We start from the raw sequence: 19,953 nt of genomic DNA, 5'->3' as shown, positions 1-19,953 counted from the left end.
CGCCGGCCCCGCGCGTCAGCCCCCGGGACCGTCCCGCTCCCCCGGACGGGGGGGCCGGCAGGGTCAGGCCGCGTCCTCGCGGTAGGCCGCCGCCTCCTCCAGGTCCAGCCTGCGCAGCAGGCCCCGCAGCATCTCGTCGTCGATCTGGCGGTGGTCGCGCAGGTCCACGAACACCTCGCGTTCGGCCGCGATCATCTCCCGCGCCAGGCGCCGGTAGACGTCGTCCGCCGATTCGCCGGTGGTCGGGTTGACCTCGCCCAGCCGCTCCCACACCGCGTTGCGCCGGCGCTCCATCACCGTACGGAGCCGCTCCGCCAGCGGCGGCGGCAGCGCGTTCTCCGGCTCGGCCAGCATCTCCGCCAGCCGGTCCTCCGCCGACCGCGAGGCCTCGCTCTGGGCCTGCGCCTCCGCCAGGGTCTGCGCGTGCAGGTCCCGCGGGGGCAGCCGCAGCAGCCGGATCAGCGGCGGCAGCGTCAGCCCCTGCACCACGAGCGTGCCGATCACCGTCGTGAAGGTCAGGAACAGGATCAGGTTCCGGTGCGGCACGCTGATCGGCACCGAGAAGGCGATCGCCAGCGAGACCACCCCGCGCATCCCCGCCCAGCCGACGATCACCGGAGCCTTCCAGGTGGTGTCCGGTTCCCGCGTCCGGATCCGCTCCGACAGCCGCGGCACGAACGTGGCCGGGAACACCCAGACGAAGCGTGCGACCACCACCGCCAGGAACACCGCCAGCGCGTACCAGGCCGCGTCCCAGCCCTCGTACTCCGCGACCCCCTTCAGGACCACCGGCAGCTGGAGGCCGATCAGCGCGAAGACCACCGACTCAAGGATGAAGGCGATCATCTTCCACACCGCCTCCTCCTGGAGCCGGGTCGCGAAGTCCACCTGCCAGTTGCGGTGCCCGAGGTACAGCGCCACCACGACCACCGCGAGCACGCCCGAAGCGTGCACCCGCTCGGCCGCCGCGTACGCCACGAACGGGATCAGCAGCGACAGGGTGTTCTGCAGCAGCGGCTCCTGCAGCCGCTTGCGCAGGTGGTGGATCGGCACCATCAGCACGAGGCCCACGCCCACACCGCCCACCGAGGCCAGTAGGAACTCCGCGATCCCGCCCGCCCAGCCGGCGCTCACCCCGACCGCCGCGGCCAGCGCCACCTTGTACGCGGTGATCGCGGTGGCGTCGTTCACGAGGGACTCGCCCTGCAGGATGGTGGTGATCCGGTTCGGCAGCCCGAGCTTGCGGGCGATCGCCGTCGCGGCCACCGCGTCGGGCGGCGCGATCACCGCGCCCAGCACCAGCGCCACCGGCAGCGACAGTCCCGGCACCACCAGGTACGCCGCGTACCCCACGGCGACCGTCGCGAAGAGCACGTACCCGACCGACAGCAGTGCGACGGGCCGGATGTTCGCCCGCAGGTCCAGGTAGGAGCTGTCCACCGCGGCCGTGTAGAGCAGCGGCGGGAGCAGCAGGGGCAACACGATGTGCGGATCGAGGGCGTACGAGGGCACGCCCGGGATGTACGAGGCCATCAGTCCGGCGGCGACCAGCAGCAGCGGCGCGGGCACCCTGGTCCAGCGGGCGGCCCCGGCCACGATCGCGCTGCCCGCCACCAGCGCCACCAGCGGCAATACCTCCATCGAAGATCCACCCTCGCTCGTCGTCGCTGATCGGAATTCGTCCTGCGGCGCCCGTACGTCAGTACGCTGGCCATCATGAGCGAGTGCACCCACGTTCCCGAACTGCCGCGCCCCGAGCCTGTCCCGACTGCCCTGACCTGCCCCGAATGTCAGGTACTGGGCAGCCATCCGGTGCAGTTGCGGATGTGCCTGGGGTGCGGGTACGTGGCGTGCTGCGATTCCTCCCCGCACCGGCACGCCACCGCGCATTATCAGAGCAGCGGCCATCCGATCATGCGAAGCTTCGAGCCGGGCGAGACGTGGCGATGGTGTTTTGTCGACGGTTCGATCGTCTGAAGCGGGGTAGTTCAACCCTCCGCCGGTTCCCCTGATTTGGGCCCGCAGACCCCTAGCCACTGTGCGTACCCATGGGCTTACCATCAGTCACTGGCCGTGGGCGGGGGTGCCTGAAACGGGCGCCATCAGGGGTGCCGCGACACGATCGCCCGGATCGCGATAGCGTCACCGGCGAACAGAGCTCGTACCACCTTGGAGGTGAGGGTGTCCCAGATCGCAGGCGAGCCCGGGACCCAGGACTTCGTGGAAGTCCGGCTGCCCGCTGCGGGTGCCTACCTGTCGGTGCTGCGAACGGCCACGGCCGGCCTCGCGGCACGTTTGGACTTCACCCTCGACGAGATCGAGGACCTCCGCATCGCGGTGGACGAGGCCTGCGCGATCCTGCTCCAACAGGCCGTGCCGGGCTCCGTCCTCAGCTGCGTGTTCCGGTTGGTCGACGACTCGCTGGAGGTGACGGTCTCCGCACCGACCACGGACGGGCGCGCGCCGGAGCGCGACACGTTCGCCTGGACCGTCCTGTCGGCGCTGGCCGGCAAGGTCGAGTCCACGGTCGAGGAGGACCGGACGGTGAGCATCAGCCTCTACAAACAGCGCGGCGCGGGTCCAGGCCCGGCGTGAACGGCGGGGAGATCCCGGTGCGGGGCGGGGATCGGCCCCGGGTACGGCACGAGGTCGACGGCGGCATCCCGGAGCAGCAGCACGCCCGGCCGCACCCGGCTGACGCGGATGCGGAAGACGGCTTTTTGGACTCGGCGGAGCGACGGGCGGGCCCTATGAGCGAGAACCAGCAAGAAGAACCACAATCCTCACAGCCACCCGGGGTCGCTGCCACGGCCCCGGACGCGGAACCGGCGGCGGCACCCGTGCTGCCGGTGCCCGCGGTGCTGCCCGATCCGCGCGACCGCAGCGGCGCGCGGGCCCTGTTCATCGAGCTGCGGGCACTGCCCGACGGCTCGGTGGAGAAGGCGGAGCTGCGCAACCGGCTCGTACGGATGCACCTGCCGCTGGTCGAGCACCTCGCCCGGCGGTTCCGCAACCGTGGTGAGCCGCTGGACGACCTGACCCAGGTCGCCACCATCGGCCTGATCAAGTCGGTGGACCGGTTCGATCCGGACCGCGGGGTCGAGTTCTCCACGTACGCGACCCCGACCGTGGTCGGCGAGATCAAGCGGCACTTCCGGGACAAGGGCTGGGCCGTGCGCGTGCCCCGGCGTCTTCAGGAGCTGCGGCTCTCGCTGACCACGGCCACGGCGGAGCTGTCCCAGCAGCACGGCCGCTCCCCCACGGTGCACGAGCTCGCGGAGCGGCTCGGGATCTCCGAGGAGGAGGTGCTGGAGGGGCTGGAATCGGCCAATGCCTACAGCACTCTCTCCCTGGACGTCCCCGACACCGACGACGAGTCGCCGGCGGTGGCGGACACCCTGGGCGCGGAGGACGAGGCGCTGGAGGGCGTCGAGTACCGCGAGTCGCTCAAGCCGCTCTTGGAGGGACTGCCTCCGCGGGAGAAGCGGATCCTGCTGCTGCGGTTCTTCGGCAACATGACCCAGTCGCAGATCGCGCAGGAGGTCGGCATTTCCCAGATGCACGTCTCCCGCCTGCTGGCCCGCACCCTGGCCCAGCTGCGCGAGAAGCTCCTCGTCGAGGAGTAGGGGCGGTACGGGCCGTCGGGGCTATCGGGTCTGCTCGCCGGGCCCGATTCCCAGCGCGTCGGTCGCCGTCGGGTTCACCAGCAGGGCCACGACGGCCACCGCGGCCACCGCCAGTGCCACGGCGGCGGCGATCATCGCCCCACCCGTCGAGTACAGGGTCCACGCCACCGGCAGCGCCATCAGCTGGGTGATCAGCGCGGGCCCGCGGCTCCAGCGCCGGCCCAGCCGCAGCCCGCGCGCCGCGATCAGCGGCAGCGCGGCGAGTGCGAGCAGGGTGATCCCGCCCGTCTCGGCCTGCTGCGGGGAATCGGGGTCGCCGGCGATGCCCACGACCAGCATGTAGACACCGAGGCCGGCCAGCGCGAGGCCCTCCAGGGCGGTCAGCGCGGCGGCGGCGGTGAGCCGTCCGGGCAGCGGGGCGGTCGGCTCGGCCGGGGCGGGGGTGGGCTTCGTACTCACCCCAGCAGGGTAGCCGCGCGCCCGCACCCCCGGAGGGGACGGGCAGTATGGGCGGCCTGTGGACGGGTCGGTAGGCTGGCGGTCATGCGTGCACTTCTCGTGGCCAATCCAGCAGCAACGACCACCAGTGCGCGCACGCGCGACGTCCTGACCCACGCCCTGGCCAGCGAAATGAAGCTGGAGGCGGTGACCACCGAGTACCGCGGGCACGCCCGGGACCTGGCCCGCCGGGCGGCCGAACACGGTATCGACCTCGTCGTGGCGCTCGGCGGCGACGGCACGGTCAACGAGGTGGTCAACGGGCTGCTGCACGACGGGCCGGATCCGGAGCGGCTGCCCCGGCTGGCGGTGGTCCCCGGCGGCTCGACCAACGTGTTCGCCCGCGCGCTCGGCCTGCCCAACGACGCGGTCGAGGCGACCGGCGCCCTGCTGGACGCACTGCGCGAGCAGCGCGAGCGGACGGTGGGCCTGGGCCTGGCGGCCGGTACCCCGGGCACGGAGGACGAGTCGGTTCCGGCGCGCTGGTTCACGTTCTGCGCGGGGTTCGGTTTCGACGCGGGCGTGGTGGGCCGGGTGGAGCAGCAGCGGGAGCGCGGCAAGCGTTCGACGCACGCCCTGTACGTACGACAGCTCATGCGCCAGTTCTGGGACGAGCCGAACCGGCGCCACGGCCCGGTGACGCTGGAGCGCCCCGGCGCGGATCCCGTCACGGATCTGGTGCTGTCGATAGTCTGCAACACCTCGCCGTGGACATATCTGGGCAATCGTCCGCTTTACGCCTCTCCGGAGGCGTCGTTCGATACCGCACTTGACGTATTGGCGCTCAATCGTTTGTCAACTCCGGCGGTCGCCCGCTACGCGACACAGCTCCTGACCTCGACTCCTGAGCGCGGTCCGCGCGGCAAGCACGCAGTGTCTCTGCACGATCTGACCGACTTCACCTTGCATTCGAAGGTTCCGCTTCCGTTCCAGATGGACGGAGACCACCTCGGCCTGCGCACCAGCGTTCGGTTCACAGGCGTACGCCGTGCACTGCGTGTGATTGTGTGAGTGGAAGGGCCTAAAGTCCTTTCACTCGAACGTTTACACGCCGGTCCACCCTCACGATGTAGGGCTGTGACCTAGTAGACACCGACGAATCAAAAAAAACTTTCCGGAAGGGGTTGTATCCCCGTCCGAGGTTTGCGAATCTCTTCATGGCGATCGGGACAGCCCGCAGAACCCGGCACCCACACAGACCGCCAGAACCCCTCCACGAGTCCCTGACTGACCTTCCAGGAAACTGGGCGGTCGCCCTTCCCTCACGGGGGGATTCGTGAAAGCGTTCACATTCACAAGCAACCTGCCCGCAATACAAGGAGATGGAGCAGCCATGGACTGGCGTCACAACGCCGTTTGCCGCGAGGAAGACCCGGAACTCTTCTTCCCCATCGGCAACACCGGTCCTGCGCTGCTGCAGATCGAGGAAGCCAAGGCCGTCTGCCGCCGCTGCCCCGTCATGGAGCAGTGCCTGCAGTGGGCGCTTGAGTCCGGTCAGGACTCCGGCGTCTGGGGCGGTCTCAGCGAGGACGAGCGCCGCGCGATGAAGCGCCGCGCCGCTCGCAATCGGGCGCGCAACGCAACCGCCTGAACATCGACTTTCGAGCCTCGACGCAGCGCGTAGCAACACCAGACAAGCGCTCAGCAACGTGCTCTTGAGCCCCGGACCGAGAAGTTTCGGTCCGGGGCTCAGTGCTGTCCGGGGTCCACTGCGTCACGCTGCGTGACGAGTGCGCCGCTACTTCTGCGGGCTGGCCGGGATGTCGAGGACGACCTTGGTGCCGCGCGGCTCGGCCCGGAGCATGTCGAACGTGCCGCCGAGCTCGCCCTCCACCAGGGTCCGGACGATCTGGAGGCCGAGGTTGCCGGCCCGCTGCGGGTCGAAGCCCTCGGGCAGGCCGGATCCGTCGTCGAGCACCGTGATCAGCAGCCGGCCGTCCGCCCGGCCGGAGCCGGCGCGGGTCGCGGACACCTCGACCCGGCCGCCCTCCCCCTGGGTGAAGGCGTGTTCCAGGGCGTTCTGGAGGATCTCCGTCAGCACCATCGACAGCGGAGTGGCGACCTCTGCGTCCAGGATTCCGAACCGGCCGGTGCGCCGGCACTCCACCTTGCCCGGCGAGATCTCCGCGACCATCGCGATCACCCGGTCGGCGATCTCGTCGAACTCGACGCGCTCGTCGAGGTTCTGAGAGAGCGTCTCGTGCACGATCGCGATCGAACCGACGCGACGCACGGCCTCGTTGAGGGCCTCGCGGCCGCCCTCGGAATCCATCCGGCGGGCCTGCAACCGCAGCAGCGCGGCCACGGTCTGGAGGTTGTTCTTCACCCGGTGGTGGATCTCCCGGATGGTCGCGTCCTTGGTGATCAATTCGCGTTCGCGACGGCGCAGTTCCGTGACGTCCCGACACAGGACGAGGGAGCCGATCCGGGTGCCCTTGGGCTTGAGCGGGATGGCGCGCAGCTGGATGACCCCGCCGTTGCCCTCGACCTCGGTCTCGCGCGGGGCCCAGCCGCTGGCGAGCTTGACGATCGCCTCGTCCACGGGGCCCCGGGAGGGGGCGAGTTCGGCGGTGGTGGTGCCGAGGTGCTGGCCGACGAGGTCGGCGGCGAGGCCGAGCCGGTGGTAGGCGGAGAGGGCGTTCGGGGACGCGTACGTGACCACGCCGTCGGCGTCGAGCCGCATCAGGCCGTCCCCGGCGCGCGGGGAGGCGTCCATGTCGACCTGCTGCCCGGGGAACGGGAAGGAGCCGGCCGCGATCATCTGGGCCAGGTCGGAGGCGGACTGGAGGTAGGTGAGCTCCAGTCGGCTGGGTGTACGCACAGTGAGCAAGTTGGTGTTGCGCGCGATCACGCCCAGCACCCGGCCCTCGCGTCGCACCGGAATGGACTCGACGCGGACGGGCACCTCCTCGCGCCATTCCGGGTCGCCCTCGCGCACGATGCGGCCCTCGTCGAGCGCGGCGTCCAGCAGCGGGCGCCGGCCGCGCGGAACCAGATGGCCGACCATGTCGTCCTGGTACGAGGTGGGGCCGGTGTTGGGGCGCATCTGTGCGACCGAGACGTACCGGGTGCCGTCGAGGGTGGGGACCCACAGCACGAGGTCGGCGAAGGACAGGTCGGAGAGCAGCTGCCACTCCGAGACCAGCAGGTGGAGCCACTCCAGGTCGGTTTCACTGAGAGCGGTGTGCTGGCGTACGAGGTCGTTCATGGAGGGCACGTGGCGAGCGTACCCCGGGTATGGGCCATGACTTTCCCCACGGCGACTACTCAGGAGTATCCAGGAGGGGCTCCATCCGCGTACTGTTGGAGGAAGTGACGGGATGGCAGAGCCCGCCATTGGATGGACAGAACAGAATGGTCTAGTCCACAATTGATTGATACTTCCGCCCTCCCCGCACAGGAGGACGGATCGAGGTAAGCCGCGCGCTCTGCCCTGACCGCGCGGGCACCTCCCAACGGCCGACGGGAACCGCACACCTGCCGGCCGTAAGTACTCCGGGCTACGGTGCCGGACGGGCTGAGGGTCCCGTCCCGGCACCGTGGCCCAGAGGAACTCACGGGGCGGCGGAAATTCCCGGCCAGGCTCCCATCGCGAGCTCCGCTACCGCTTCCAGTTCTTCCCGGCCCGCCCCGTCGCGCGACTGCTGGGACATCCCCACGAGCACCGCCAGCGCGTAGCGGGCGAGCGCCCGGGCGTCCGTACCGGCGGGCAGCACGCCGGCGGCGACGTCCGCCCGGATCCGGCGCTCGAACATCTCCAGGTTGGCTTCGCGGCGCTCGCGCAGGGCCCGGGCCACCTCCTCCGAGGTGGTGTTGACGGCCGCGCTGATCACCAGGCAGCCCGGCGGGTGGGCCGGGTCGGTGTAGATCTCCGCCGCCTCGCGCAGGACGCGCCGCAGACCGGCCCCGGCGGTGGGCTCCTCGGCCAGGGCCGCGCCCGCGAAATCGGCGTACCGGCCGCCGTAGACCACCACGACCTCGTCGAAGAGCTTGCGCTTGTCACCGAAGGCGGCGTACAGGCTGGGCGCGCTGATGCCGAGCGAGGCGGTCAGATCGGAGATCGAGGTTGCCTCGTAGCCGCGCTCCCAGAAGGCGAGCATCGCCTTGTCGAGGGCGGCGTCGCGGTCGAAGGAGCGGGGCCTGCCCCGCTGTCCGGTCACCATGGGCCTCATTCTATAGCGGGCGTTACGTAATCTGGTACGGTCCCTTTCTGTAGCGACCACTAGCAAATTCTGAAGGGGGGCGCGTCATGGGCGTGCTCAAGGGGAAGACGGCACTGGTCACGGGCGGCAGCCGGGGCATCGGACGGGCGGTGGCCGAACGGCTCGCCCGCGACGGGGCGCTGGTCGCCGTGCACTACGGGCGGGACGAAGCGGCGGCGAAGGACACGGTCGCCGCGATCGGAGCGGCCGGCGGCCGGGCGTTCGCGATCAGGGCCGAGCTCGGGGTCCCGGGCGACGCGCAGGCACTGTGGGCGGCCTACGAGGCGCACCCGCAGCACACCGACACGGTCGACGTCCTGGTGAACAACGCGGGCGCCGCCACGTTCGCCGGCATCGCGGACACCGACGAGCAGACGTACGACCGGGTGCACGCGCTCAACGCGAAGGCGCCGTTCTTCGTGATCAAGCACGGACTGGCGCGGCTGCCCGACGGGGCCCGGATCGTGAACGTGACCGGCACCCCGGACATCGCCCTGCCCGCGATCTTGGCGACGATCACCGCCAAGGGCGCGGTGAACGCCCTGACCCGGTCGCTGGCGGCCGAGCTGGCCCCGCGCGGGATCACCGTGAACTCGGTGGGCCCCGGCATCACGGACACCGACCTCAACGCGGCCTGGCTGGCGGACCCCGCGGCGCGGGCGCACGCGAGTTCGCGTTCCGTCTTCGGCCGGGTGGGCACGGCTTCGGAGGTCGCCGACGTGGTGGCCTTCCTGGCCTCGGCCGACTCGCGCTGGGTGACGGGCCAGCACCTGGACGCGACGGGCGGCCTCCAGCTGTCGCTGCTCTGACCGCAGGCGCACGGTCCGCGGGCCGCTCCGACCGGCGGCCCGCGGACCGCGCCCCCCTTCGCGCGGGCGGCGCGCAGTACGAGGGGGTCACGCCTGCGCCTCGTGGCACCGGGAGGCCGGGGGCGGGTGACCGGATCACGATGGAAGGGGGTGCAAGACCGGCCGCAGGAGGCCCCGCCTCTGCTAGATTGGTCTATACCACACACTCCGTCCCACTCCAGATCGGCAGGCCCCGCGTGGAAGTTGTCATCGTCCCGGACGCCAAGGCAGGCGGCGAGCTCATCGCGGAGGCCATGGCCGCCCTGGTCCGCCGCAAGCCCGACGCCCTGCTCGGCGTGGCGACCGGCTCTACCCCGCTGCCCGTCTACGAAGCCCTGGCCGCGAAGGTGAAGGCCGGCGAGGTCGACGCCGGCGAGGCCCGCATCTGCCAGCTCGACGAGTACGTCGGCCTGCCGGCCGGCCACCCCGAGTCCTACCGCGCCGTCGTGCTCCGCGAGGTCGTCGAGCCGCTCGGCCTGTCCGAGGCCTCCTTCATGGGCCCGGACGGCTCTGCCGCGGACATCGTCGCCGCGTGCGAGGCGTACGACCGCGCCCTCGCGGAGGCGGGCGGCGTGGACCTCCAGCTGCTCGGCATCGGCACGGACGGGCACATAGGCTTCAACGAGCCCTGTTCCTCGCTCGCGTCCCGCACCCGGATCAAGACGCTCACCGAGCAGACCCGCGTCGACAACGCGCGCTTCTTCGACGACGACCTGGACCAGGTCCCGCACCACGTCATCACCCAGGGCATCGGCACCATCCTCGACGCCCGCCACCTGGTGCTGCTCGCCACCGGCGAGGGCAAGGCCGAAGCCGTCGCACAGACCGTCGAGGGTCCGCTGTCCGCGCTGGTCCCGGCCTCCGCGCTGCAGCTGCACCGGCACGCGACCGTGGTCGTGGACGAGGCCGCCGCGTCCAAGCTGAAGCTGGCGGACTACTTCCGGCACGCGTACGCCGACAAGCCCGCGTGGCAGGGGCTTTAGGCGGCACCTCCCCCACGCGCGAGGAAGGGCCGGGCTCCCGTCGGGGAGCCCGGCCCTTCCGGCATCCGCCCGGGCATGCCCACGCCCCCGGGACGAGGCGTCCGGGGGGCGCGGGACAGGGCGGACCGGGAGCTCCGGGGCTGGTCAGACCCCGGCGATCAGCTCCGCCGCCGCCCTGCCGCAGACCCGCGAGGCGCCGTGGGTCGCGATGTACAGGGCTCCGCGGGGCTCGGCCCGCGGTACTCCCATCTCGACGACGACGGTGTCCGGGCGGGCCGCGACCAGCGCGTCCAGGGCCGCCGTCATCCACGGGTGCCGGTGCGCGTCGCGGACCACCACCACGACGGTGCGCCCGCCCGCCGCGGCCAGGACGTCCGCGGCCGTGGCCCCCTCCGGGAACACCCCGGAGGCGGTCCCCGGCACCAGCGCGGCCAGTTCGGCGGCCACGCCCCACGGGGTCTCGTCCCCGACCGCGATGTTCGCGACGGGCGCGAGCGTGGCGACGTACGGGGCGCTCACGGGCGCGGCGGCGCCGGAGACGACCACCGCGCGGCGGGCCGCCGCCAGGCCGATGCCGGGCGCGCCCCCCTCCGGCGCGCCCGGCGCGGCGGCGGCCCGGGCCCGCCGGGTCCATGAGGCCAGCGCCCGTACCCGGGCGGCGGCGTCGGCGAGCCGCTCCTCCGGGAGCGCGCCCTCCCGTACGGCCGCGACCAGGGCGGCCTGCAGCCGGAGCACCGTGGCCTCGTCGGCGAGTCCGCCGCCGACGCAGATCGCGTCGGCGCCGGCCGCGATGGCGAGGACCGAACCCCGCTCGATGCCGTACGTCCCGGCGATGGCGTTCATCTCCATGCCGTCGGTGACGATCAGGCCCTCGTAGCCGAGCTCCTTGCGCAGGAGGCCGGTCAGGATCTGCGGGCTGAGCGTGGCCGGGCGGGTCGGGTCGAGGGCGGGCACGAGGATGTGCGCGCTCATCACGGCCTTGCTGCCGGCTTCGATGGCGGCCCTGAACGGGACCAGCTCGCGGGCCTGGAGGGTGTCGGGGTCCACGTCGATGCGCGGCAGGGCGTGGTGCGAGTCGACGTTGGTGTCGCCGTGGCCCGGGAAGTGCTTGGTGCACGCGGCGACGCCGGCGGCCTGGAGGCCCTCGACGTAGGCGGCGGTGTGCCGGGCGGCGAGGTCGGTGTCGGCTCCGAAGGACCGGACGCCGATGACGGGGTTGTCCGGGTTGGAGTTGACGTCGGCGGACGGGGCCCAGTTGAGGTTGACCCCGCACTCGGCGAGCCGGCGGCCCAGCTCGCGGGCGACGTCCCGGGTGAGCGCGGTGTCGTCGACGGCGCCGAGGGCCAGGTTGCCGGGGAAGGAGGAGCCGCCGCGGACCTCCAGGCGGGTGACGTCGCCGCCCTCCTCGTCGATGGCGACGAGGACGTCGTCCCGCTCGGCGCGCAGCTGCGCGGTGAGCGCGGCGAGCTGCTCGGGCGAGGCGATGTTGCGGCCGAAGAGGCCGACGGCGGTGAGCCCTTCGCCGATCCGGCGGAGCAGCCAGGCGGGGGCGGTGGTGCCCTCGAAGCCGGGCTGAAGGACGGCGAGGGCGTCCCGGCCGAGCCGGTCGTCCGAACCGGACGCCGTGGTGCGGTGCGCAAGGACTGTCATGGGCCGTTATCCCTTCACGGCGCCGGCGGTCATGCCGCCGACGGCCTTGCGCTGGAGGAAGACGAAGATCACCAGGACCGGGACCGCGAACAGCGAGGACGCGGCCATGGTGGCGCCCCAGTCGTTGCCGAAGGCGCTCTGGAACTGGGTCAGCCACAGGGGCAGGGTCTGCGCGGTCTTGTCCTTGTTGAGGATCAGGACCATCGCGAACTCGTTCCAGGCGGTGATGAATCCGAAGAGCGAGGTGGACATCAGGCCGGGGGCCAGCAGCGGGAAGATCACCTTGCGGAAGGCCTGGCCGCGGGTGCAGCCGTCGATCTGGGCGGCCTCCTCCAGCGTCACCGGGACGGCGGCGATGAAGCCGCGCAGGGTCCAGATGGTGAAGGGCAGGACCATCACGAAGTAGATCGCGGTCAGCAGCGGGAGGCTGTTCAGCATGTCGGCGTCGCGGGCGATCATGTACATCGCGATGACCATGACCTCCCAGGGGGCCATCTGCGCCATCATCACACCGAGCACCAGGCCCTTGCGGCCCTTGAACTTCATGCGGGCGATGGCGAAGCTCGCGGCGAGGGCCACGACCAGGGCCAGGGCGACGGCGCCGACGGTGACGAGCAGGCTGTTGCCCACGTACGTCCAGAACAGATCGACGCCGGTGGCCTTCGTGAAGTTGTCGAGCGTCGGGGTGAAGACGAAGACGGGGTCCTTGGAGAGGATCTGCCCGGACGGCTTGAGGGCCGAGGAGAACATCCAGTAGACGGGGAAGACGAAGACCACGGCGAGGGCGAGGGCGCCCAGGTTCTTCACGACGGCGGCGGGGCGCAGCGGGCGGCGCGTGCGCAGGCGCTGGGCGGGCTTCGGCGCGGCGGGCGCGGGCTTCGGCGCGGTGGTGGTGCTCACTGCTCCTCCTCCTGCTTCAGGATCAGGCGGAAGTAGAAGGACATGACGATCACGAGCATCACGATCGTCAGGACGGAGATCGCTGCCGCGAGCGCGTAGTGGCCCTGGCTCTGGCCCTCGACGAAGGCGAAGACGGGCAGGGTCTCGGAGGCGCGGTCGGGGCCGCCGCGGTTCATCGCGTAGACCTGGGTGAAGGCCTTGAAGACCCAGATCACCTCAAGGAACGTGGTGACGAGGAAGAACGGCTTGAGGTTCGGGAAGACGACCTGCCAGAACGTCTGCCAGCCGTTGGCGCCGTCCATCCGCGCGGCCTCGTACAGCTCGCCGCTGACCGTGGTCAGGCCGGCGTACATGTTGAGGGCGACGAAGGGGACGGATCCCCAGACCACCAGGACGGTGACGATCACCAGGGTGGAGAACCCGGATTCGAACCAGTTGTGCTGCTCGTAGCCGGAGAAGCCGAGGCTGCGCATGACCCAGTTCATGACGCCGAACTGCTCGTCGAACAGCCACTGGAAGACGGTGACGGACGCGACGATCGGCATGGCCCAGGCCATCACCAGGGCCATCGACAGGACCAGGCGCATCCACGTGCCGAGGCGGTTCAGCAGGATGCCCAGCAGGCTGCCGATCAGCATGATCAGTGCGACGTTGGCCGCGGTGAAGGCGAAGGTGCGGACGACGACGGTCCAGAAGTGGGAGTCGCCCAGCAGCTGGGTGTAGTTCTCGACCCCGTTGAAGGGCGCCTTCCGCTGGATGAACTCGATCTTGTCGACCTTCTGGAACGACAGGATCACGTTCTTGGCCAACGGGTACAGCAGCAGCGTGGCCAGGCTGAGGACCGCGGGCCCGATCAGGAGGTACGGCAGCCAGCCCGAGGGGAGCGGCTTTCTGCCCCGGCGGGGAGCCGACGGGGTGCTCCCGGTGGTCTTGGGCGGCGGCTGCTGCCGTCCGGCGGACTTCGGTGGTGCGTCCTGTGGAGCGGTCGCCGCTCCCTGGGAGTGCACGGTCATGTCTTGGCTACCTCGGCTGCGGTCGGGCGTCGCACAGGTCTGTCATGCGCGACCGGGGGTGCGGCGGGCGCGTGGGCGGCCGTCCGCACCCCCGGTGCTACGTGCTACTTGTTGATGCGGCTCGCGATTTCCTTGTCCGCGTCCGCGCCCGCCTTGGCGGCGTCCTCACCCTTGAGGACCTTGGTCATGAACTCCTTGAGCGGGTTGGGCTCGGTCTCGACGTTCGCCCAGCCCGGGGTGACCGGGGTGATGCGGCCGTTGACGCCGCCCTTGCCCATCGCCTCGGCGAAGGAGCCCGCGGCGGGGGCGAAGTTCGCGCCGGACTGGTTCGGGAGCAGCGCGCCCTTGACCTCGGCCGCGTACTTCGTCATCTGGTCCTTGCCGGCGGCGAGGGCCAGCCACTCCTTGGCGAGCTCCTTGTTCTTGGAGCGCTCGGCGACGGCGAGGTTCGAGCCGCCGAGGAAGACGGTGCCCGGCTTGTCGGCGGTCTTGCCCGGGATCGGGAAGTAGCCGAAGTCGGCTTCCTTGCCCGCGTCCTTCAGGGCCTTCTCCGCACCGCCGGCCTCCCAGCCGAGACCGATCCAGGAGGCGACGCCGCCCTTGGGGACGATGTCGGTGGACTGCTGCGGGGTGGCCTCGTCCTTGTCCTTCGGAGCGGTGGAGTAGGCCTGGAGCTTCTTGTAGAAGTCCATCGCGGAGGCGGCCTGGGGCGTGCCGAGGCCGCCCTTCCACTTGTCGCCGTCCTTGACGGCGAGCTCGCCGCCCTCGTCCCAGATGAAGCCGGCGAGCACGTACCAGCTCTGGCCGGGGAGGTAGATCGGCTGCGTGGAGGGGTCCGCGGCCTTCAGCTTGTCGAGGCCGGCGATCCACTCGTCGCGGGTGGTCGGCGGGGTGACACCGGCCTTGGCGAAGGCCTTCTTGTCGTACACGACGACGCGGTTGGCCGCGTACCAGGGAGCGGAGTAGAGCTTGCCGTCGTACTCGGCCGAGGCGAGCATGCTCTTCTGCCAGGCGTCGGCGCCGAGCTTGGCCTTGTCCTTGGTGAGGTCGGCGAGGCCGCCGGTGACGGCGTAGCCGGCGGTCTGGGTGTTGCCGAGCTCAAGGACGTCCGGCGGGGTGTTCTCGGAGAGGGCCGTGGTGACCTTCTCCTGAATGCCCTTCCACTGCTGCTCCTCGACCTTTACGGTGACACCGGGGTGCTTGGCCGAGAACTCCTTGTTGACCTCGTCGATCCAGGCCTTCGGCGCGGAACCGTCCATCACCCAGACGGTGATCTCCTTGGCGCCGCCCGCGTCGGTCTTCCCCTTGTCGTCGCCGCCGTTGCCGCACGCCGCGACTCCGACCATCATGCCCGCGACACTGACCGCCGCGATGAGCTTGCGCTTCACGCCACCCTCCTCAGGGATGCTGCCTGCAACTTCCCTCGCCCGCCGCGGTGACATGCACCAAGTACTGCCCGTGGGGCCGGGATCTGATCCATATTGGTTTAGACCAGTAACCGGAGCTTGGCCTAGACCTTTAGGGGTGTCAAGGGTCTAATGAGCGGGTGATCGGTCCGTTACCGGACCGACACCTGGGGGAGGGAGGAGGCCTGTCCTCCCACCCGTGTCACGATGTGACCGCACATATCGGAGGAGCCGGTGACGGCAGCGAAACTGGAGTCGGGAAGGCGGGCGGCGATGTCCACCGAAGGGGCGACCACGGAGCCGGAAGGCGGGGCGGCCACTCGCACGGCGCGTGTGCCCAAGTACTACCGACTCAAGCGGCACTTGCTCGACATGACGGAAACACTGCCCCCCGGCACACCGGTGCCGCCGGAGCGCACGCTCGCGGCCGAATTCGACACCTCGCGGACCACCGTGCGCCAGGCGCTCCAGGAGCTCGTCGTCGAGGGTCGACTGGAGCGCATCCAGGGCAAGGGCACCTTCGTCGCGAAACCGAAGGTCTCACAGCCGCTCCAACTGTCCTCGTACACGGAGGACATGCGGGCCCAGGGGCTGGAGCCCACCTCCCAACTCCTCGACATCGGCTACGTGACGGCCGACGACACCCTCGCCGGGCTCCTCAAGATCGCCGCGGGCGGCCGGGTGCTGCGCATCGAGCGGCTGCGCCTCGCCAGCGGTGAGCCCATGGCCATCGAGACCACTCACCTTTCGGCCAAGCGCTTCCCCGCGCTGCGCCGCTCGCTGGCCAAGTACACCTCCCTCTACACCGCCCTCGCCGAGGTGTACGACGTACGGCTCGCGGAAGCCGAGGAGACCATCGAGACCTCCCTCGCCACCCCGCGCGAGGCGGGCCTGCTGGGCACCGACGTCGGCCTGCCGATGCTGATGCTCTCCCGACACTCGCTGGACGCCGACGGCGAACCCGTCGAGTGGGTACGGTCGGTGTACCGCGGCGATCGTTACAAGTTCGTCGCCCGACTCCAGCGCCCCGCCGTGTGATTCGTAGTTGACTCTCGTTCCGCTATGCGGACGGGGGCTTACGTTCACCGGGCGGGCCCCCGTAGATTCCCTGCGCTTACGCAGATGATCAACGAGGGGACGAGGATCATGCCGGAACCGGAAGCAACAGGTACAGAACGGAACGCGGCGAGTCCGGGCACGGCGGACTCGCCCTCCGCACCAGAGGGCTCCGGGGGCATGACTCCCAAGTCGATCGCCGTCTGGGTCCTCGTCGGCCTCGTCGGGGCCCTCGGCTGGGGCATCCTCGCCCTCTCCCGCGGCGAGGAGATCTCCGCGGCCTGGCTGCTCGCCGCCGCGCTGGGCTCGTACGCCATCGGCTACCGCTTCTACGCGCGCTTCATCACCGACCGCGTCCTGAAGGTCGACAAGACGCGGGCCACCCCGGCCGAACGCCTCGACAACGGCGTCGACTTCCACCCCACCGACCGCCGGGTGCTGTTCGGCCACCACTTCGCCGCCGTCGCCGGAGCCGGCCCCCTGGTCGGCCCCGTCCTCGCCGCGCAGATGGGCTACCTGCCGGGCACCATCTGGATCGTCGCCGGCGTCATCTTCGCGGGCGCCGTCCAGGACATGGTCACCCTCTTCTTCTCCACCCGCCGCGACGGGCGCTCCCTCGGCCAGATGGCCCGGGACGAGATCGGCCCCGTCGGCGGAGCCGCCGCCCTGGTCGCCGTGTTCGCCATCATGATCATCCTGCTGGCTGTGCTCGCCCTGGTCATCGTCAACGCGCTGGCGCACTCCCCCTGGGGCGTCTTCTCCATCGGCATGACCATCCCCATCGCGCTCTTCATGGGCTTCTACCTGCGCGTGCTGCGGCCGGGCCGGGTCACCGAGATCTCCGTCATCGGCGTCGCGCTCCTGCTGCTCGCCATCGTCGCGGGCGGCTGGGTCGCCGACTCCTCGCTGGCGAGCACCTTCACCCTGGAGAAGGAGACGCTCGTCCTGTGGATGGTCGCGTACGGCTTCATCGCCTCGGTGCTGCCGGTGTGGATGCTCCTCGCGCCCCGCGACTACCTCTCCACCTTCATGAAGGTGGGCACCATCGCGCTCATGGCGGTGGGCGTGGTGCTGGCGATGCCGACCCTGAAGATGCCCGCGGTCACCGACTTCGCCGCCCGCGGGGACGGGCCGGTCTTCGCCGGGTCGATGTTCCCGTTCGTCTTCATCACCATCGCCTGCGGCGCCCTGTCCGGCTTCCACGCGCTGGTGTCCTCCGGCACCACCCCGAAGATGATCCAGAAGGAGACCCAGGTCCGGGTCATCGGCTACGGCGCCATGCTGACCGAGTCCTTCGTCGCCGTCATGGCGATCATCGCGGCCACCATCATCGAGCCCGGCCTGTTCTTCGCGGTCAACTCCCCCGCCGGCGTCATCGGCACCACGGTCGACACCGCCTCACAGGCCGTCACCCACTTCGGCTTCGCCATCTCCCCCGAGTTCCTCGCACAGGCCGCGAAGGACGTGGAGGAGACCAGCCTGCTGTCCCGTACGGGTGGCGCTCCCACCTTCGCACTCGGAATGTCCGAGATCTTCTCGTCCGTGGTCGGCGGCGCCGGCATGAAGGCGTTCTGGTACCACTTCGCGATCATGTTCGAGGCTCTGTTCATCCTGACCACCCTCGACGCGGGCACCCGTGTCGGCCGGTTCATGCTCCAGGACACCCTCGGCAACGTGTACAAACCCTTCAAGGACATCAGCTGGAAGCCCGGCGTGTGGCTGGCGAGCGCGCTCGTCGTCGGCGGCTGGGGCTACTTCCTGTGGGTCGGCATCAAGGACCCGTTGGGCGGCATCAACCAGCTCTTCCCGCTGTTCGGGATCGCGAATCAGCTGCTCGCGGCGGTGGCCCTGGCCGTCTGCACCACGCTGCTGGTGAAGTCCGGGCGACTCAAGTGGGCGTGGGTGACCGCCGTCCCGCTGGCCTGGGACGTGGCCGTCACGCTCACCGCGAGCTACCAGAAGGTGTTCTCCGACGACGTGAAGGTCGGGTTCTTCGCCCAGCGCGACAAGTACCAGAGCGGCATCGACGCCGGAAAGGTGCTGCCGCCGGCGAAGAACGCGGGCGAGATGCACACCATCGTCACCAACGCCACGGTCGACGGCGTCCTGTCTGCGCTCTTCGCGGCACTGATCATCATCGTGCTGCTGGACGCCGCGCGGACCTGCCTCAAGGCCGTCCGCAGCCCGGAGTCGGTCAGCCTGGCCGAGGTCCCGTGGACCGAGTCGAAGATCGTCGCTCCGGCCGGGCTCATCGCGACGCCCGAGGAGCGCGCCGAGCTCGCCGCCGCCGGCCTGGACTCGGGCGGCGGCCGCGCGAAGGAGCCCGTCGCATGAGCGGCGTCCGAGCGGCGCTGACGAAGGTGAGCTACTTCGTACGGGAGTTCTCGGGCGAGGCGGCGTACGACCGGTACGTCGCGCACGCCCGTACGCACGACCCGGACGCGCGGGTCATGACCCGCCGCGCCTTCGAACGCGCCCGTACGGACTCCCGCGAGGCGGACCCCCGCGAGGGCTTCCGCTGCTGCTGAGCCCTGACTCACCCGAGGGCCCCGCCGAGCAGGCGGGGCCCTCGGGCGTTCTCAGCGCACCCAGTCCTTGAGGACCTCGGTCTGGAGGGTGATGCCGATGGGGTCGGGGAGCTCGGCGTCCTTGCCGTACGCCACGACGCGGGTGTTCTCGTACCGTCGGCCGTTGGGCTGGCTGTAGACGGAGATCTCGCACTTGGCCCGGTCGATCAGGAGGTAGACGGGGATGCCCGTCTCCGCGTAGGCGCGGGGCTTCTCGACGTGGTCCCGCCGGTGGGTGTCCGAGTCCCACGAGGTCATCTCGACGGCCATGAGGATCGGGGCGGGGTCGACCCAGTCGCCCTGGCCGGCGAACGCCTTGGCCGGTGCGAGCACCGCATCCGGAATCGCCCGACCTGCCCGGTACTCCTGGGCCTTGATGCCCTGCCCGGGATGCAGCCACAGCTCGGGGCGGTACTGCATACAGATCCGCGTGAGCCACTGGATGATCATCCCGTGGTCGCCGTCCGGCATGGCCTTGCTCCTGATGATCCCGTCGATGAACTCCAGCCGTGTCCCCTCCCTCTCGCGCGCCGCCATGCGCGCCACGGCTTCGAAGTCCTCAGTCAGCATGTGGGGCCGGTCTGTCATCACGGTCGTGCCTCGCTCGCCCTTCTCGACGGTGCCGTCTCCGACGATAGCGCCGGGCACCGACAGCCGTCCGGCACACTCGACCGCATGGACATCGTGATCAGGGAAGCATTGGCGACGGAGTACGGGACGCTCGGGGAGATCACCGTGCAGGCCTATCTCGGGGACGGGTTGCTCACCTTCGGCGAGGAAGACCCGTACCTCGCGCGGCTGCAGGACGTGGCGGGACGGGCGGCCGACGGAGAGATACTCGTCGCCGCGACGAGCGACGGGCGGATCCTCGGCGGTGTGGCCTTCGCCGCGCCCGGGAGCCCGCTGTGCGACATCGCCGGAGCCGGCGAGGCCGAGTTCCGGATGCTGGCCGTCGCCCGGGAGGGTCGCGGGCGGGGCGCCGGGGAGGCGTTGGTACGGGCCTGCATCGACCGCGCCCGCGCGATCGAGGGCGTACGGCGCCTCGTGCTGTCCACCACGGACGACATGGTCGGGGCCCACCGGATCTACGAACGGCTCGGTTTCGTCCGTACCCCCGGACGGGACTGGGAGCCCGTCCCCGGCCTCGCTCTGCTCACGTACGGTCTCGATCTGTAGCGACGCCGACACAACATCTAGGGGGTCG

20 protein-coding genes are annotated in these 19,953 nt (G+C 70.6%); 11 read left to right on the top strand and 9 right to left on the bottom strand.

Annotated elements, in window-relative coordinates:
* Positions 1 to 63 precede the first annotated feature (63 nt).
* A complete protein-coding gene (locus OHA65_RS24965) occupies positions 64 to 1,641 on the bottom strand; it encodes a Na+/H+ antiporter (RefSeq protein WP_327285347.1) in 1,578 nt (525 codons plus the stop codon).
* Positions 1,642 to 1,716: 75 nt separating this feature from the next.
* On the opposite strand from OHA65_RS24965, the gene OHA65_RS24960 reads away from it, so the two are divergent.
* The 3 genes from OHA65_RS24960 (at position 1,717) to OHA65_RS24950 (ending at position 3,626) form a co-directional block, all read left to right on the top strand.
* Positions 1,717 to 1,977 carry a UBP-type zinc finger domain-containing protein gene (locus OHA65_RS24960; RefSeq protein ID WP_327285346.1) on the top strand — a complete coding sequence of 87 codons (261 nt, stop codon included), beginning with the start codon at positions 1,717 to 1,719 and terminating at the stop codon, positions 1,975 to 1,977.
* A 204-nt stretch (positions 1,978 to 2,181) separates the two neighbouring features.
* Positions 2,182 to 2,595: an anti-sigma regulatory factor gene (locus OHA65_RS24955; protein ID WP_030153599.1), complete on the top strand. Its 414-nt coding sequence runs from the start codon at positions 2,182 to 2,184 to the stop codon at positions 2,593 to 2,595.
* Complete coding sequence (locus OHA65_RS24950; protein ID WP_371644745.1) at positions 2,592 to 3,626, top strand: RNA polymerase sigma factor SigF; 1,035 nt, start codon at positions 2,592 to 2,594, stop codon at positions 3,624 to 3,626. Before OHA65_RS24955 ends, OHA65_RS24950 begins: the two co-directional genes overlap by 4 nt.
* Positions 3,627 to 3,647: 21 nt before the next feature.
* Here the strand turns inward: OHA65_RS24950 and OHA65_RS24945 are convergent, their stop codons facing one another.
* Positions 3,648 to 4,085, bottom strand: a complete 438-nt coding sequence (locus tag OHA65_RS24945; RefSeq protein ID WP_327285344.1) for a hypothetical protein — start codon at positions 4,083 to 4,085, stop codon at positions 3,648 to 3,650.
* A gap of 84 nt (positions 4,086 to 4,169) precedes the next feature.
* Here OHA65_RS24945 and OHA65_RS24940 point away from each other — a divergent pair, with 84 nt between their 5' ends.
* Both OHA65_RS24940 and OHA65_RS24935 read left to right on the top strand, forming a co-directional pair.
* Positions 4,170 to 5,135, top strand: a complete 966-nt coding sequence (locus OHA65_RS24940; RefSeq protein ID WP_327285343.1) for a diacylglycerol kinase family protein — start codon at positions 4,170 to 4,172, stop codon at positions 5,133 to 5,135.
* Between the two features lie 322 nt (positions 5,136 to 5,457).
* Positions 5,458 to 5,715, top strand: coding sequence for a WhiB family transcriptional regulator (locus tag OHA65_RS24935; RefSeq protein WP_004937597.1), 258 nt, complete (start codon positions 5,458 to 5,460; stop codon positions 5,713 to 5,715).
* A gap of 147 nt (positions 5,716 to 5,862) precedes the next feature.
* Here the strand turns inward: OHA65_RS24935 and OHA65_RS24930 are convergent, their stop codons facing one another.
* Positions 5,863 to 7,332: a PAS domain-containing sensor histidine kinase gene (locus OHA65_RS24930; RefSeq protein ID WP_327285775.1), complete on the bottom strand. Its 1,470-nt coding sequence runs from the start codon at positions 7,330 to 7,332 to the stop codon at positions 5,863 to 5,865.
* Positions 7,333 to 7,678: 346 nt separating this feature from the next.
* Positions 7,679 to 8,287, bottom strand: coding sequence for a TetR/AcrR family transcriptional regulator (locus OHA65_RS24925; protein WP_327285341.1), 609 nt, complete (start codon positions 8,285 to 8,287; stop codon positions 7,679 to 7,681).
* A gap of 86 nt (positions 8,288 to 8,373) precedes the next feature.
* On the opposite strand from OHA65_RS24925, the gene OHA65_RS24920 reads away from it, so the two are divergent.
* Both OHA65_RS24920 and nagB read left to right on the top strand, forming a co-directional pair.
* Entirely contained in the window at positions 8,374 to 9,135 is a 762-nt protein-coding gene (locus OHA65_RS24920) for an SDR family oxidoreductase (protein ID WP_327285340.1), read from the top strand.
* Positions 9,136 to 9,371: 236 nt separating this feature from the next.
* The gene (gene nagB, locus OHA65_RS24915; RefSeq protein ID WP_327285339.1) at positions 9,372 to 10,157 is read left to right on the top strand and encodes a glucosamine-6-phosphate deaminase; all 786 of its coding nucleotides are present in this window, start codon (positions 9,372 to 9,374) and stop codon (positions 10,155 to 10,157) included.
* Between the two features lie 144 nt (positions 10,158 to 10,301).
* On the opposite strand, the gene OHA65_RS24910 is transcribed toward nagB, so the two are convergent.
* The 4 genes from OHA65_RS24910 to OHA65_RS24895 form a co-directional block, all read right to left on the bottom strand.
* Positions 10,302 to 11,807 carry a glycoside hydrolase family 3 protein gene (locus tag OHA65_RS24910; protein ID WP_328763619.1) on the bottom strand — a complete coding sequence of 502 codons (1,506 nt, stop codon included), beginning with the start codon at positions 11,805 to 11,807 and terminating at the stop codon, positions 10,302 to 10,304.
* A gap of 6 nt (positions 11,808 to 11,813) precedes the next feature.
* Entirely contained in the window at positions 11,814 to 12,650 is an 837-nt protein-coding gene (locus tag OHA65_RS24905) for a carbohydrate ABC transporter permease (RefSeq protein ID WP_328765233.1), read from the bottom strand.
* 53 nt (positions 12,651 to 12,703) lie between these two features.
* A complete protein-coding gene (locus OHA65_RS24900) occupies positions 12,704 to 13,720 on the bottom strand; it encodes a sugar ABC transporter permease (protein ID WP_327285337.1) in 1,017 nt (338 codons plus the stop codon).
* 104 nt (positions 13,721 to 13,824) lie between these two features.
* The gene (locus tag OHA65_RS24895; protein WP_327285336.1) at positions 13,825 to 15,108 is read right to left on the bottom strand and encodes an extracellular solute-binding protein; all 1,284 of its coding nucleotides are present in this window, start codon (positions 15,106 to 15,108) and stop codon (positions 13,825 to 13,827) included.
* Between the two features lie 291 nt (positions 15,109 to 15,399).
* Here OHA65_RS24895 and OHA65_RS24890 point away from each other — a divergent pair, with 291 nt between their 5' ends.
* The 3 genes from OHA65_RS24890 (at position 15,400) to OHA65_RS24880 (ending at position 18,710) form a co-directional block, all read left to right on the top strand.
* Positions 15,400 to 16,164 (top strand): GntR family transcriptional regulator, encoded by a 765-nt coding sequence (locus tag OHA65_RS24890; RefSeq protein WP_327285335.1) that lies wholly within the window; start codon positions 15,400 to 15,402, stop codon positions 16,162 to 16,164.
* 198 nt (positions 16,165 to 16,362) lie between these two features.
* Positions 16,363 to 18,516 carry a carbon starvation CstA family protein gene (locus OHA65_RS24885; RefSeq protein ID WP_327285334.1) on the top strand — a complete coding sequence of 718 codons (2,154 nt, stop codon included), beginning with the start codon at positions 16,363 to 16,365 and terminating at the stop codon, positions 18,514 to 18,516.
* A complete protein-coding gene (locus OHA65_RS24880; protein ID WP_327285333.1) occupies positions 18,513 to 18,710 on the top strand; it encodes a YbdD/YjiX family protein in 198 nt (65 codons plus the stop codon). Before OHA65_RS24885 ends, OHA65_RS24880 begins: the two co-directional genes overlap by 4 nt.
* A 51-nt stretch (positions 18,711 to 18,761) precedes the next feature.
* Here the strand turns inward: OHA65_RS24880 and OHA65_RS24875 are convergent, their stop codons facing one another.
* A complete protein-coding gene (locus tag OHA65_RS24875; protein WP_327285332.1) occupies positions 18,762 to 19,319 on the bottom strand; it encodes a Uma2 family endonuclease in 558 nt (185 codons plus the stop codon).
* A gap of 105 nt (positions 19,320 to 19,424) precedes the next feature.
* Between OHA65_RS24875 and OHA65_RS24870 the strand changes: the two genes are divergently transcribed.
* Entirely contained in the window at positions 19,425 to 19,925 is a 501-nt protein-coding gene (locus OHA65_RS24870) for a GNAT family N-acetyltransferase (RefSeq protein WP_328763615.1), read from the top strand.
* Positions 19,926 to 19,953 lie beyond the last annotated feature (28 nt).

It is taken from the genome of Streptomyces sp. NBC_00045, from assembly GCF_045041095.1.
GTDB lineage: Bacteria > Actinomycetota > Actinomycetes > Streptomycetales > Streptomycetaceae > Streptomyces.
This window is presented reverse-complemented; position numbering and strand designations above follow the sequence as displayed.